Origin of the sequence: Hyphomicrobium sp. D-2 (assembly GCF_029872155.1) — a bacterium.
Lineage (GTDB): Bacteria > Pseudomonadota > Alphaproteobacteria > Rhizobiales > Hyphomicrobiaceae > Hyphomicrobium_A.
Genome location: NZ_JARXLA010000002.1, coordinates 735,301 through 749,522 on the forward strand (window position 1 = coordinate 735,301; position 14,222 = coordinate 749,522).

Annotated in this window: 10 protein-coding genes and 1 tRNA gene; 2 read left to right on the plus strand and 9 right to left on the minus strand. The window is 59.0% G+C overall.

Annotation, left to right across the window (positions count from 1 at the left end; all coding sequences use genetic code 11):
• Nucleotides 1-12 precede the first annotated feature (12 nt).
• Nucleotides 13-723, minus strand: a complete 711-nt coding sequence (locus tag QEZ49_RS05285; protein WP_280384839.1) for an SIMPL domain-containing protein — start codon at nucleotides 721-723, stop codon at nucleotides 13-15.
• Nucleotides 724-920: 197 nt separating this feature from the next.
• On the opposite strand from QEZ49_RS05285, the gene QEZ49_RS05290 reads away from it, so the two are divergent.
• Nucleotides 921-996 (plus strand) — tRNA-Ile (locus tag QEZ49_RS05290).
• Between the two features lie 1,373 nt (nucleotides 997-2,369).
• Nucleotides 2,370-2,762: a hypothetical protein gene (locus tag QEZ49_RS05295; protein WP_280384841.1), complete on the plus strand. Its 393-nt coding sequence runs from the start codon at nucleotides 2,370-2,372 to the stop codon at nucleotides 2,760-2,762.
• An 82-nt stretch (nucleotides 2,763-2,844) separates the two neighbouring features.
• Here QEZ49_RS05295 and QEZ49_RS05300 read toward each other — a convergent pair whose 3' ends face one another.
• The 8 genes from QEZ49_RS05300 to QEZ49_RS05335 form a co-directional block, all read right to left on the minus strand.
• A complete protein-coding gene (locus QEZ49_RS05300) occupies nucleotides 2,845-4,119 on the minus strand; it encodes a porin (protein ID WP_280384842.1) in 1,275 nt (424 codons plus the stop codon).
• A gap of 98 nt (nucleotides 4,120-4,217) precedes the next feature.
• Entirely contained in the window at nucleotides 4,218-5,837 is a 1,620-nt protein-coding gene (locus QEZ49_RS05305) for a sulfite reductase subunit alpha (protein ID WP_280384845.1), read from the minus strand.
• Nucleotides 5,834-7,618: a NirA family protein gene (locus tag QEZ49_RS05310; RefSeq protein WP_280385094.1), complete on the minus strand. Its 1,785-nt coding sequence runs from the start codon at nucleotides 7,616-7,618 to the stop codon at nucleotides 5,834-5,836. The genes QEZ49_RS05305 and QEZ49_RS05310 overlap by 4 nt, the downstream gene beginning before the upstream one ends.
• Before the next feature lie 26 nt (nucleotides 7,619-7,644).
• Nucleotides 7,645-9,348, minus strand: a complete 1,704-nt coding sequence (locus QEZ49_RS05315; protein ID WP_280384847.1) for a nitrate ABC transporter ATP-binding protein — start codon at nucleotides 9,346-9,348, stop codon at nucleotides 7,645-7,647.
• A 13-nt stretch (nucleotides 9,349-9,361) separates the two neighbouring features.
• Nucleotides 9,362-10,438, minus strand: a complete 1,077-nt coding sequence (locus tag QEZ49_RS05320; protein ID WP_280384848.1) for an ABC transporter permease — start codon at nucleotides 10,436-10,438, stop codon at nucleotides 9,362-9,364.
• A 54-nt stretch (nucleotides 10,439-10,492) separates the two neighbouring features.
• Nucleotides 10,493-11,839, minus strand: coding sequence for a CmpA/NrtA family ABC transporter substrate-binding protein (locus QEZ49_RS05325; protein WP_280385095.1), 1,347 nt, complete (start codon nucleotides 11,837-11,839; stop codon nucleotides 10,493-10,495).
• Between the two features lie 363 nt (nucleotides 11,840-12,202).
• The gene (locus QEZ49_RS05330; RefSeq protein WP_280384849.1) at nucleotides 12,203-13,471 is read right to left on the minus strand and encodes a CmpA/NrtA family ABC transporter substrate-binding protein; all 1,269 of its coding nucleotides are present in this window, start codon (nucleotides 13,469-13,471) and stop codon (nucleotides 12,203-12,205) included.
• A 7-nt stretch (nucleotides 13,472-13,478) separates the two neighbouring features.
• Nucleotides 13,479-14,090 (minus strand): ANTAR domain-containing protein, encoded by a 612-nt coding sequence (locus QEZ49_RS05335; RefSeq protein WP_280384851.1) that lies wholly within the window; start codon nucleotides 14,088-14,090, stop codon nucleotides 13,479-13,481.
• Between the last annotated feature and the right edge of the window lie 132 nt (nucleotides 14,091-14,222).

The window sequence follows — 14,222 nt, forward strand, 5'->3', positions numbered from 1 at the left end:
CGCGCGTGGCGACTATTTCAGCGCCCACGTGATGGTGACGCTGGCCTCCAGCGTCTCCGTGCCGCGCTCGATGGGTGCAGCATCGGCCTTCATCGCGCGCGCCGACATAAACACCGGTCGCGGGCCCTCGCCGCCGCCTTCAGTGATGGTCAGCACCTCGCCCACGGAAGCACCGGCCGCAGCCGCGAACAGCTCTGCCCGGCGACGCGCATTGGCGACCGCTTCCTTGCGCGCATCGTCCAGCAGCGTTTCGGCCTTGCTGACTTCGAAGTTCAGCCCCGCGCTGCGGTTTGCACCCGCTGTGACCAGCCGGTCAAAAATATCGCCGAGCTTGTCGAGGTCGCGCACCAGCACCTGCACCTCGTTGCTGACCGTGTAGCCGTCAATGGCAGGCGCTTGCCCCTCCATCGGCCGTGTGTAGCGGGGCTCGACACGAAACTGCGAAGTCTGGATGTCCTTGGCGTCGATGCCGGCGCCCTTCAGTTCGTCGATCACCTTGCGCATCGCCGCCGAGTTGACGGTCAGTGCCTCGCGCGCGGTCTTGCCCTCGGCGGTGACGCCGGACGAGATCTGGGCACGGTCCGGCTCAACGGTGACGCTGCCGCTTGCCGTGACGGTGACAGTACGGCGCGATTTATCGTCATCTGCCTGGGCGCCGGAAGCAAAGCCCAGCAGCGCGAGGCCGGCCATCGCGGGCCGGAAGTGTGCCGTGAAAAAGCGCATAGTTTCGAACCTTGAGTGATTACGGGGGGTATTTCCGTTGCCGAGGCACCGATCCTGTGTCGACTAACCGAACATATGGGACGTTTCGCGACACATAGGACGTTTTGTTGCGCAAATCGTCATCTTGGGGTTTCACCGCGAATTCTGCTATGACGAGCGCGCGCTTCGACTGGCGGCCGATCGGCCGACCCCAGATCGGGCCCGTAGCTCAATGGTTAGAGCTGACGGCTCATAACCGTCTGGTTCCAGGTTCGAATCCTGGCGGGCCCACCATAATTCATTGAAATATAACGACCTTTATCGTTTTGCTGCAGATTCGAATCCCGCAGACATTGTCGCTCAGTGTGTTGGTTTGGCTGTGGATTTGTCGTTTCGCAGCGGGCTGACTGGTGCTTCGAGCCCGAGTATGCCAACCGAACCTATGTTCATGCGGGGAGGTGGGCATCGCTGATTGCGAAAGCTCTTGAGGTCTCAGGGAGCGCGCGGACACTCGGCTCGATCCGCCACGCACGTCTCCGTGTGCACCTTACCCCGTGCAGATTCCAGCCTAAAACGACAATCGACGCGCCGGCATTTGCCAGTCTATTTCGGCCATAGAAAAACTCGCCTCTGATGCGCGTTGGAAAGAGATTTTTTTTAAACTACTTTTTCAGTCCCTCTGTAAGCTTGAAGCGAACCTCAAGAAATAGCTTGTCAAATTCGATCGTGCTGGTGTCGACTTCCGGTGCGAGAGATCGCACAAGTGATTTTGCCTTCGCGCGAGCTTCGTCTATTTCTCTACTTACATAGCATTTGTCAGGCTCATATACAGGCTCGCGATCAATTGACTCAAACGATGAGCCTCGAATTATAAGACTTACGATTTCTGAATCCGCGCAAATCGCATCAAACAACCGCTCTCGCGTTTTTTTTATCAATTGTTTTCATGCGACTGATCATTTCGAGTTGAACTGGGGTGCATCTATTACTAGCCATTTCCCTCAGCCCTATTCCAACCCTGATATCTTCATCTCAAACGCACCGGCATTCTCATTTGCGCCGGCGTCGATCAATCCACCTATGGGGCCCGAGTGTGCACCTTACGCCACGTCATCCCCCTTATTTTTAAATAATTCCGATGCACTCCTGCAAAGTCGGGAACAGGTAGAAAAACATAATGGCTCCCACAACAGAAATCACGTTCATAATTCTTTCCCTATTCTCGAAAGAATTCATCTCCGCTTCCAGCTCGCCTATTTCGGCCCTGATCGCTGTCGCGATCTTAAGTCCTCTCAGAGTGAGCCTTGAGTCGACCCCGTAACGCCGCTTGATAAGCGCAGCCATTCTGATGTTTCTCGATAGCCACCACGCTGTAATTGCAATCCATATCAATGCTATTGCAACGGTGGGAGCGTGAATACGAAGAAACTCACTAACTACTTGCATTGAAGCAAAGCTCCCCAATCAATGACTGAGCTTGCGATCGACCTTGATTGTTCGCCTGCAGTGCCTGCAGCCACAATCGAATAATTCTAAGCAGCTCCGGCCTCTCCGAAACTCGCGACCGTTTACCATCTCAGCTCATGTCACCCCCATGTTGCTGGATAAGCATGGCGCGAGCATTTCGCTGATTGTAATCTCGTACATCTGTCGGGGGCCAGGCTGTCATGCGTTTCTTATTGCTTTCGCTTGCGATCGTTTTCGCGGCTGGATGCGCTACCATCGTCAAGGGTACGACGCAGATGGTCGCGATAGATACTCCCGGAGCACCAGGTGCCAGTTGCGAGCTGTCCTCGCCGGCCATTGGCGCTCGGAGCGTGGTGACACCGGCCACGATCGAATTAGACAAGAGCCAGCACAATATCGCTGTGACCTGTCGCAAGCCCTGTTTTCAAGACAGCGTGGCGATGATTCCGTCGTATGCGGAAGGCATGGCTGCCGGCAATATCATCGCAGGCGGCGTTATTGGATTGGGCGTGGATGCCGCGACCGGCGCCATGAACAAATACGCAGATCGCACCTCCGTAACAATGATCCCCGTGCCAGGTTGTTCGGCCTAGCCGCGCGGCGCTGACGACTGCATTGCGCTGACGACTGGCAAGAGCAGTCTAGCGCGCCTGACCGAGCCCTCTGTACACTTGGCTAGAAGTTGATGATCGCGCCGGTACTCACATAGCGAAAGTCTTCAATGTCGCCGAGGTTACCGCCGTCAATGTCGACACTTTGCTGCCGGTACTTGACCCATAGCGACATCGAAGCGGCGTCAATCTCCTGCACCACGCCGAAGCCCCAGCGCGTGAACTCGCTCGATGTCGTACCGGCCAAGAGCGCCGCAGGCGATAACTGATCGAAATACTGGCCATACTCGGCAAAGACGACGCTGTGCCCTTGCTTCAGCCATTGCCTGCGCACGCCCGCCTTCAGATACCATTGATGCGTGTCAGGCTCCGTGAAGCCTGCAAATGTCGTTTCGCTGTTGTTGTTTTCGGCACCGTAGATGCCGTGTGCGAACACGCCAGACGCAAGGTGCTGCAGATAGCCGCCAAGTTGGAAAAACTCCGATTGTTTGCGGAATGATACGGGCGGTGGCTGCGTCTGCTCGTCCGAGTTGACTGAATAGCCAATGCCAAACGCCATCTTGAAGCCTGCCGCGGTGCCAGTATAACGCCCCGCAATTTCCCAATCGTCATCCTCAGCCCAACTCGCGGAAACCGAGAAGCCGCCGAACACGGGACTGTCGTAACGCACACCGCTCATCACGATGCCGTCGCAATCGCCGCCCCACGGCCGTTGCTGTGAATAGCAATATCCGAAGTCACCCCAGCGCAGGTTCGACAGCTGTCCGTTCTGGCGCAGAAAGAACGCGTTGCCGTCGAACAGCACGTAATTGGCAATGACCTGTGTTCCAGAAAGATCGGTGAACATTGCCGCGCTTTTAGCCGCCATTGCGTTCTTGCCGACCGATATCTTTCCGAGCGTATCACTGGCGATGTACCAGTAAGACATCTGGACATTGAGCCCTGTGCCTGCGCTCGGTGCGGTCTGGCTGAGAGCCATGGGATTGCTGTCGAGATCCTGTATGCGCATCAGGTAGCCCGCCTTCCATCCGGCCGCGATCGTGACCTCGCCGGAGAAGCGAATATTCGACGCCTGCGTCGGCCCCATGTCTGTCACGTAGGCATTCTGTTCTGCGCCGTCGTCCCAGAACATCACCTGCTTGGCGATGTAACCCGAGATTGTAAGGCTGACCTTCCGATTGCCCTTACGCGCCACCGTCGCCTCCAGTTCAGCGACGCGCTCTTCAAGATCCGCACAGCAATCGCCGCCGAGATCTGCCGCGTTCACCGTAACGGAAGTGAACCCCACGCCTAACACAACTGATGCCACTGCCGACAACGCCGTTTTCCGAACTGGCATACCCACCTGCTTACACTCCGCAATTGCTGTATTCCGAACCGACGCAACAACCCAATCCAGCACTGCACCTCCACGGCGCAGCCCCCGTTGCGCCGGGATCAATAGACGTCCGCCTGATAGCGCGCTGTCTGCTTCAGCGCCGCAACATAGGCCTGCGCGTCCTCACGCGAAGCCTTTCCGTGCTCTACGACGATGTCGACCAATGCTGCCTCAACATCTCTGGCCATGCGCTTGGCGTCACCGCAGATGTAGAAGTGCGCGCCCTGCTCCAGCCATCGAAATAGTTCCGCGCCCTCATCGCGCATTTTGTCCTGCACATAGACCTTGCGATCGCTGTCACGCGACCAAGCCAATGACAGCCTGGTGAGCGTTCCGTCCGCGCACAAATTGTCGAGTTCGTCCTCGTAAAGGAAGTCAGTGCTACGTCGCTGGTGACCGAAGAACAGCCAAGCCGCACCCGTCGCGGCGGTCGCCTTGCGCTCCTGCAGAAACGCGCGGAACGGCGCAATGCCGGTGCCCGGCCCGACCATGATGATGGGGCGCGACGTGTCATCCGGGAGCGCAAATCCATGCGCTTTCTGCACATAGACACGCAGCGATTGGCCAGGTTCGATCCGGTCATCCAGAAAGGTCGAGGCCAAACCCTCGCGCATTCGGCCAGCTATTTCCTGACGCACGGCATCGACCGTAAGACATACACGCCCGGGCTCCATCTTCTGCGACGACGAGATCGAATAGAGTCTTGGCTGCAACGGCTCCAGCGCCTCCATGAAGGCTTCCGGATCGGGATGGATGCCGCGGAATTTTTCGAGCGCACCCAAAACATCGAGCGTCGCCGCATCGCCATCGGGATCATCGCCCTTAGACAGCGCACGCGCCTTCGCCTTGCGATCGCCGCCAGTGATGTAGGAAATGAGCTCGAATAGGGAATCCGGCGCGGGATAAAGTGACGTGTCGTCGATCAGCGCATCGCGAATGGGCTTACCTGCGATCGGAAAATCGGCGGGCACAGCCAGCAGATCGAGAATGCTGTCTACCAATGACGGTGCATTCCGCGCATAGACGCCAAGGCTGTCGCCAACCTGATAGGTGAGACCGCTAGCACTGAGATCAATCTCGATATGATTGGTGGTTTTTTCCGATCCAACGGCATTGAGCCGCCGTTTGGCGATGAATTGAGCTTCTACCGGGCATTCGCGCGCATAGCCTGCGCGAACTGAAACAGCCGCGTCGCCCGTCGCTTGCGGCTCGGCGGTTGCGGGATTCGCTTCGGCAACGCCGCCACCCATTTCCTCGACAAGCGACTTCAGCATCCGAGCAGTTGCCTTGCCGCCGGGTACGCATAGATTGAGACGCCCCTCGGATTGTTGTGCGATAGCGTCGGCATACTCTTCGCAATTGTATCCGCACTGCCCGCAATCCTGCTGCGCCATGGCCGCCATCATGCGTCGCCGCAGCGGGCGCCCGACAGCAAGCTGCATTCGCTCATCAATAGCCATCGCGGGATCGTGCCACGGCACAGCACCGTCATCGCCCGGCACGAGCTGTAAGCCACCAGCGGCAAGCAGAGGTGTGGCGCTGGCCGGCGCGGGCATGCCCGACACATCGAGCGACAGCAGACCGGCGAAGAAACCGTTTAGCCATGCGCGCTGTTCGATCGTGAACGGCGCCGATTCCGGAATGAGTGGCGTAGCAGGCGCCGCCGCATGCAACGTCATGGCGTCTGCTCCTCTATCAGGCGATTGAGCTCCGCCGTCTCAAGACGATTGGCAAACGCGAAAAATGCCTCGTCGTGGCTTGCCCGGTGGGCATGATAGGCCCGGAGAATTTGCTCGATCTTGCGCGGACAATCTTCCTGCTTCACATCACGGATGATCTCGCGACCGATCCGGGCATTGCCGCCGGTCGCGCCACCGACGACGATGTGAAATCCTTCCACCGTGTCGCCGTCTTCGTTCACCGGCACCTTGGCGCCGATAAGCCCGATATCGCCGACGTAATGCTGCGCACACGAGTGGTGGCATCCGGTGAGGTGTATGTTGACGGGCTTGTCGAGTTCCATCCGAGCTTCGATGTGGGCTGCAATGGCTTCCGCCGTGCCCTTGGTATTCGCGGCCGCAAACTTGCATCCAGTGTTGCCGGTGCAGGCGACGAGACCGGCCCGAATGGCCGTCGCCTTTGCCGATAGTCCCATCGCCGCGATGCGCTGCAAGGCAATGTCAACTGCGTCGTCCGCAATCCCGGAAACGATCAGATTTTGCCACACTGTGAAACGGATATCGCCGTCGCCGAGATCTCGCGCAAGCGCAGCAATGGCGAGCATCTGATCGCCAGTGAGCTTCCCCATCGGCAGGACGAGACCAATCCAGTTCAGCCCGCTCTGCTTCTGCGGATGAACACCCAGATGCGCAATGCGATCGGGCTCCGGCCGCGGCAACACATCGTTCGCCGCAACCCGCAGCAGCTTGTGATTTAGTTTGGCTTCAACGGCGGCGAGAAACTTTTCAAAACCCCAGTCGTCGAGCACATATTTAAGGCGCGCCTTGCTGCGATTTGTACGATCGCCACTGTCGATGAAAACACGCACGATGGCATCGGCGACGCGGGTGGCATACTCCGGCTTCAGCACAATGCCGGTATCGCGCGCCAAATCCTTGTGGCCGGTGATGCCACCCAGAACGAGACGGAAATAGGTGCCTGCCGGCACGGCGGCTCCTTCGTCGACCTGCACAGCCTGAAAGCCGATGTCATTCGTTTCTTCAAGTGCCGCAATCCGGCCGCCGCCATCGAATGCTACATTGAACTTGCGCGGCAGTCCCGTGAGCGACCTGTCGTTCAACACATGGAAATGCCACGCGCGCGCAAACGGACGCGTGTCGAGCAGTTCCTGCGGATCGATGCCGGCAGTCGGCGTGCCGGTCACGTTGCGAATGTTGTCAGCGCCGGCACCACGTGAAGTGAGACCGACATCCTGCAGCGCCTCGACCACATTGATCGCATCGTCCGCCGCAATCTCGCGGATCTGTAGGTTAGCGCGCGTCGTTACATGCGCATAATCCCCGCCGTACTTCGTGGCGATCCGGCCCACACCTTCCAACTGTGCCGCGGTCAGAATGCCATTTGGAATGCGCATACGGCACATGTAGCTGTTTTGCGTCGGCGCGACGTAAAACAGGCCGTAATAGCGCCAGCGAAAATTATCGTGCGGCTTGGGAAACTCACCGGCCGCTGCCTGCTCCCTAAACCGCGCGTAGGCATCGAACGGATGCTCCTCGCGCTTCCACTTTTCCGGATCGACCAGCTTCTTGCCGGACGCTTCCACGGCAGCCTGCGCCTGCAAATGCGCCGCATCCGGGCCGGTCTGCGGCGGCGCGGGCGCTGCCATCGCATTTGCACCCGCTCCAACCGGCTGCAGTCCCTTGGCTACGCGACCCGCCTGCAGCCCGGTGACCAATCCTTCCAGATAACGCTTTTGTTCGCCGGAGAATTCCTGAGCGATGGCCTCCACCTTCGCGTCTACATCGCTCATGCTGCGACCTCCATAACCTTCTCGGCCTTCGCCTTGGATACGGCCCCGTGTTCGAACTCATCGAGAAATCCGAGTATCGCCTCACGATATTCGTAGTAACGTGGGTGGGCGAGCAGCGCCTCCCGCGTTCTGGGCCGCGGAATATCAATCTCGACAATGCGTCCGATGCGTGCGTTAGGCCCGTTGGTCATCATCACGACGCGGTCAGCCAGCAGGATTGCTTCGTCAACGTCATGGGTGACGCAGACTGCAGTTACCGAAGTGCGGGCCCACACCTCCATCAACACTTCCTGCAGCGCCCAACGCGTCAGGCTGTCGAGCATGCCGAACGGTTCATCCAGCAACAGGAGCTTGGGCGAGAGGGCAAACGCTCGCGCAAGACCGACGCGCTGTTTCATGCCGTTGGAGAGCTCGGACGCGTAGCGGTGCATGGAATCTGCGAGGCCAACGCGTTGCAGATAGTAATGGACGACATCCTGGCGCTCAGAGCGTGTCGCATCCGGATAGACACGGTCGACGCCGAGCGCCACGTTCTGCTCCGCCGTCAGCCACGGTACCAGCGATGGCGCCTGAAACACGACCGCGCGATCTGGCCCTGCGCCGTGGACCTGACGGTTGTCGAGGAATATGCCGCCCGCCGTGACATCCTGCAGCCCGGCGGCCATCGACAATACCGTCGACTTGCCACAGCCGGAGTGACCGATCAGCGAAACACATTCGCCCTTTTTCATCTTGAGGTCGAAACCGTCAACGACGGTCAGAGGGCCTTTCGCCGTTGCGAACGTTTTCGATATCTGGCTGAAATCGAGGTAGCGATCTTCGCGCCTGCTTTCGGCCGCAGCCTTGACGTAGGCCGCCGGCAGCCGGCCCTCCTTGCTGAAGAACGGAACAACATTCGGCAGCACCACGCCGTCGCTCTCCCGCTCGTCGCGCAACGCACCGGCCTGCATGAGATAATGCGTGATGTCCGCCCGCAGCCGATGAAACGCAACATCGTGGTTCATCTCGACGCGACTGCGGGGGCGCACAATATCGACGCTGTAAATTGGCCCCAGCGTACCATCTGGGTTCAGCGGTACGATCCGGTCGGCAAGCAGGATGGCTTCGTCCACATCGTTGGTTACGAGAACCATCGTGGCATCGGTCTCGCTGCGAATGACCGCAAACTCATCCTGCAGCTTGGCGCGCGTCAGTGCATCCAGCGCCGACAGCGGCTCATCGAGCAGCAGAACCTCCGGCTGCATGGCGAGCGCGCGTGCCACCGACACCCGCTGACGCATGCCACCTGAAAGTTCCGCCGGTCTGCGGTCGCGGGCGTGCGACAGCCCGACCATCGCCATGTACTTTTCAGCCAGCGCCTTGCGATCGGCGCGGCTCTTGCCGACATGGACCGCGTTGACCGCCAGTGCGATGTTGTCCCAAACGGTGAGCCACGGCATCAGCGCGTAGCTCTGAAAGACGACACCGCGCTCCGGACCCGGCCCGGTGATGAAGTTGCCCTTGAACAGCACCTCACCCTTGTCCGGCTGGCGCAATCCGGCCAGCAACGAGATCAGCGTGGTTTTACCCGTCCCGGAGAACCCCAGCACGGCCAGCAATTCACCTTCCTGCACCGCCGTGTTTATGTCCTTGAGCACTTCGGTGCGTGCCGCTGCGGGACCGTAGCCCGCCGATACGCCGTTGAGTTCCAGAATATTCATACGACTACCTTTCTCAACGCGCGGGGCCATGGGTGACGGCGGCTTGCAGCGCAACCATCACTCGATCGAGCAGGAAGCCAATGATGCCGATCGTGAACACCGCAACCATGATGCGAGCCAGCGAGTCAGATGACCCGTTCTGAAATTCGTCCCAGACGAACTTTCCAAGGCCTGGGTTCTGCGCCAGCATTTCCGCCGCAATGAGCACCATCCAGCCCACGCCCAGCGACAACCTCAGTCCTGTGAATATGTATGGTAGCGCCGATGGCAGCACGACCTTGAACACCTTGGTGGTCCACGACAGCTTGAGGACCCGCCCGACATTGATGAGGTCGCGATCAATCGAGGCAACGCCGACAGCGGTATTGATCAACGTCGGCCACAGCGAGCACAACGTGACGGTGACCGCCGACGTTATGAAACTCTTTGGGAAACCCGCCGCGTCCTCGACGTAAACCGCCGACACGACCATCGTCACGATTGGCAGCCACGCCAACGGCGAAACTGGCTTGAATATCTGGATGATCGGATTGAGCGCCGCGTTGAACGTGCTGGAAAGCCCGCACAGCACGCCGAGCGGAATTGCGATCACGCTGGCGAGCAGAAAGCCGAAGAAAACCGTTTTCAGCGACGTCACGATCTGGTCGATGAAAGTTGGACGTCCGACGTAGCTGCGCCACTTCACCTCTGCATTTGGCTCGGCCGCCAGCTTCTCCGCGTTGCGCTTTTCCTGCCGCTCGTAGAACGCCGCTTCCTTGCCGCGCTCCGTCAGGTGATCTGCCCACAGCACCTGTGCCTGCGACCAGACCTGTTGCGGACCTGGAACGGCCCCCAAAGACGTGACGACACGGGGTGCAAGCATGGCCCAGAGCATCACGAAACATGCGATTGCGATTACCGGAATGAGCACGCCACGCCAGATTTCCCTCACCTGCTGCAGCGGGCGGTCACCGATCATGAGACGTATGATCGGAACAATCCAGCCCAACCCGAGCGGCGAAAGCGTGCGCTCAAGCTTCTCCAGTGCCGGCGCCCAACGGTCCTTAAGCGGCACCGTTGGAACAGACGCGGCGTCGTTGGCGATTGCCATAATACGAAGTCCCTCTCGTAAAATTCGCGTATGGGAGAATGACGGGTTTCCGGCTCAGCCGCCGGCTACACCATTGCCGCTCACCGTCTGGTTGCCCTTGAGGCCGATGGGGAAGCTTGAGAGGTAGGCGTTCGGCTTGCGGCCGTCGTATTCAAGACCGTCAATGAAGGCTGAAGTTGCAGGCTTGAAGCCGTCACTGCCGACAGGAAAATCTTCTGGCTTAGCCTTCCCCTCAGCGATCAGCGCTTCAGCTGCCTGCATGTAGATCGCTGGCCGATATACTTTTTGCGCGGTCTCAAAATACCACTCGTCGGGCTTTGCCGTCGGTATCTGGCCCCAGCGGCGCATCTGCGTGAGATACCAGACAGCATCGGAGTAAAACGGATAGGTTGCAAAGTGCTTGAAGAAGACGTTGAACTCGGGCGCCGGACGCCGATCACCTTTTTCGAATTCGAACGATCCGGTCATCGAATTTGCGATGACTTCGGCATCGGCACCAACGTAGTTCGATTGCGACAGGATCTTCACAGCCTCGGCGCGATTGTTCGGATCATCGAGCCACATGCCCGCACGGATCAGCGCTTTCACCACCGCGACGTGCGTGTTGGGATTAGTTTCGGCCCACTTGGACGTGACGCCAAACACCTTCTCGGGATTGTAAGCCCAGATCTGATGATCGGTGACGATCGGCACACCGACACGCTTGAACAGCGCCGCCTGATTCCACGGTTCGCCCACGCTGTAGCCGTTGATTGTGCCGGCTTCCATGGTGGCAGGCATCTGCGGTGGCGGGGTTACCGAAAGCAGCACATCGGCAACGATCTGCCCCGACGTATTGTCGGGTGAATAGAACCCCGGGCTAAGACCGCCCGCCGCAAGCCAATACCGCAGTTCGTAGTTATGGGTGGAGACGGGAAACACCATTGCCATGTTGAACGGCTTGCCTTCGGCACGGAAGCGCTCGACTACGGGCTTCAGCGCCGCCGCCGAAATTGGATGCTTGGGCTTGCCATCCGGTCCTGCTTCCAGATGCGGCTTCATCTCCTCGAAGACAGCATTCGAAACCGTGATGGCGTTGCCGTTGAGGTCCATCGAAAATGCCGTGACGATATCCGCCTGCGTGCCATAGCCAATGGTGGCGCCTAGCGGCTGGCCCGCCAGCATGTGCGCACCATCGAGCTCGCCGGTGATCACACGGTCGAGCAGCACCTTCCAGTTGGCCTGCGCCTCCAGCTCGACCTGCAGGCCTTCATCCTCGAAAAAGAACTTCTCCTTCGCGATGGCCAGCGGTGCCATGTCCGTGAGCTTGATGAAGCCAAACTTCAGCACATCCTTCTCAGGCTCGCCCGCACGCGCAGGCGCCCCAGTCATCACAGCGAGCGCAGCAACGAGCGTTGCCATAAGTGTGCCGCTACCGCGCAGAACTCGAGAAAACCCCATGCTCTTCTCCCCAGGACGTCGCGATAATTGCGGACGCCAAAATGCAAAAAACGCTGCTTCGAGAGTCCGGCCACCACGTGGTGTTCGAACTTCGAGGCAGCGTTGCCCAGGCGATCCGCCATTGGACCGCGTCAGATCGAGGAGGTCTTCCCCCTCAGTCGCTATCTACTAATCAAGATGCGTGCCAGTTTGGAGATGTTGGCATTATACTTCAAAAACAATGCGTTGCGCGTCTCCTGAAATCCTGTCGCACCTACAGCGGTGCGTAAAGAACGTGCAGCGCACAGGGCAATTGCCACTTCCCGCGCCAAGATGCTGTTCAGCTTACGGATTATATTCAGCGAACGCTTCAATGTCCGCAGTTACCGCCCGGATCGGAACGCCCTTGAGATAGCCAAGCGCGTGGGCGGGATCGAATTCATCGCCACCGAAGAACGATGCCTGCGGTAATGACGTTGAGGCGACTTTACCTTCGTCTTTAAAATCGGATTCGGGAACGGTAACGCCAAGCGCATCAACCGCCGCGCGATAAATATCCGGACGATAAACACGCTCAGCGAGCGCCATGATGTCAAAAGGCTCGCGCGCCTGTCCCCAGCGGATCATCTGCGTGATGATCCACACGGCATGTGAACGCCAGGGAAAGTTCGCCCCGTCGCGATGGAACACCACAGCGTCCTCGTCGACGATGGGTCGCTCAGCCAGCCCGCTGTCCAACCGTCCGGTCAGCGGCCGCAACAGTATATCCTCACTGACATTCACATACTCACGTCGCGACAGAATAGCAGCGGCGGCAACACGATTTGCTGGCACATCCAGCCACCGACAAGCAAACGTCAGCGCCCGTACGATGTCGGCGAGCAGTTCTCCATTGGCATCGGCCCATGCCTCACGCACACCCAAAACCTTTTCCGGACTCATTGGCCAGAGTTCATTCTTGGTCGCAACGATGACACCGCGACCTTCGGCAACGGATACGCTGTTCCATGGTTGGCCGACGCAAAACCCATCAACACGACCAGCTTTTAGGCTCTCGGATAGCAGCGGCGGCGGAATGACAACCAGATTGACGTCGTTGTCAGGATCGACGCCTGCGGAAGCCAGCCAATAGCGGAGATCGTAGTTGTGGCACGAAAACGGATAGACCATGCCGAGCGTCAGCGGCTCCTGCCCGCTTCCGGCACGGCTGCGAACCACGGCCGCGACAGCACGCGCCGCAGCCATGCCATCGCCGCCCATCGCGGCGACGTCGCGCGCACACATCTCTGTATAAAGGGCGCGTGAAACCGTAATCGCATTACCGTTGAGGCTGAGTGACATCGGCGCAATAACGGGCTCCGTCGCGCGGCCGAGCCCCAGCGTCGCGGCTATAGGCATCGGGGCCAGCATGTGCGCACAGTCCAGCACGCCCACATCGAGCTTATCGCGAATGTTTGCCCACGAAACCTCACGATGCAGGTGGAACGTGAAACCAAACTGGCGATCGAAACCCAACTCACTTGCGATCACCAGCGGCGCACAGTCGACAAGCGGAATAAAACCTGCGTGGACTTCACGATCCACCACCCTGCGCTCAGTCGTGTCCTCTGCCATGGGTGTCTCAGTCCTTCAAAAGATCGAAAGTGGTGATGAGCCCTTCAGCCACGTCGGCGATCCGCTTGCCCTGCGCCATCGCAGCTTTGCGCAAAAGTGCATACGCTGCAGCTTCGTCTAGGCCGCGCGATTTCATCAGGATACCTTTTGCCTTTTCGACCAACTTGCGGTCCTTCAGCGCCGTCTTCGCTTCCTCAAGCTCGGTGCGCATGCGATCGAAGGCGCGAAATCGCGAGATGGTCATATCGAGGATGGGACGAACCCGTTCCTTCTTCAATCCGTCTACGATATAGGCCGAGACGCCCGCGTCGATAGCCGCTTCAATCGTTGCCTTGTCGCTGTGATCGACAAACATCGCGATCGGCCGCCGCACGGCTCGGCTGACCTGGAACATCTGCTCCAGCACATCACGACTGGGGTTCTCCAGGTCGATAAGCACCACATCGGGGTCAAGCGTGTAGATCTGCTGGACGAGCGCTGCGGCGGTATCAAGTGACATGACGTTCTTGAACCCAGCCTCCCGCAATCCCTCCTCGAGGATAGCACGGCGGATCGGCCTCTCATCAATGACAAGGATCTTCAGCAGTTCGCCCGGATTGTCAGAGTTTGATTTTGGCAATGTCTTCGACCGTTGCGGTTTGCGGCGGGCAATATTGCGTGAGCCAAAAAGGCGGCGCAAGGGCGAGACGCTGTCGCATGCTGGACAGTGTCAACACACCGGAAGCCCTATCTAGGGTGCCGCAGCAGCTGG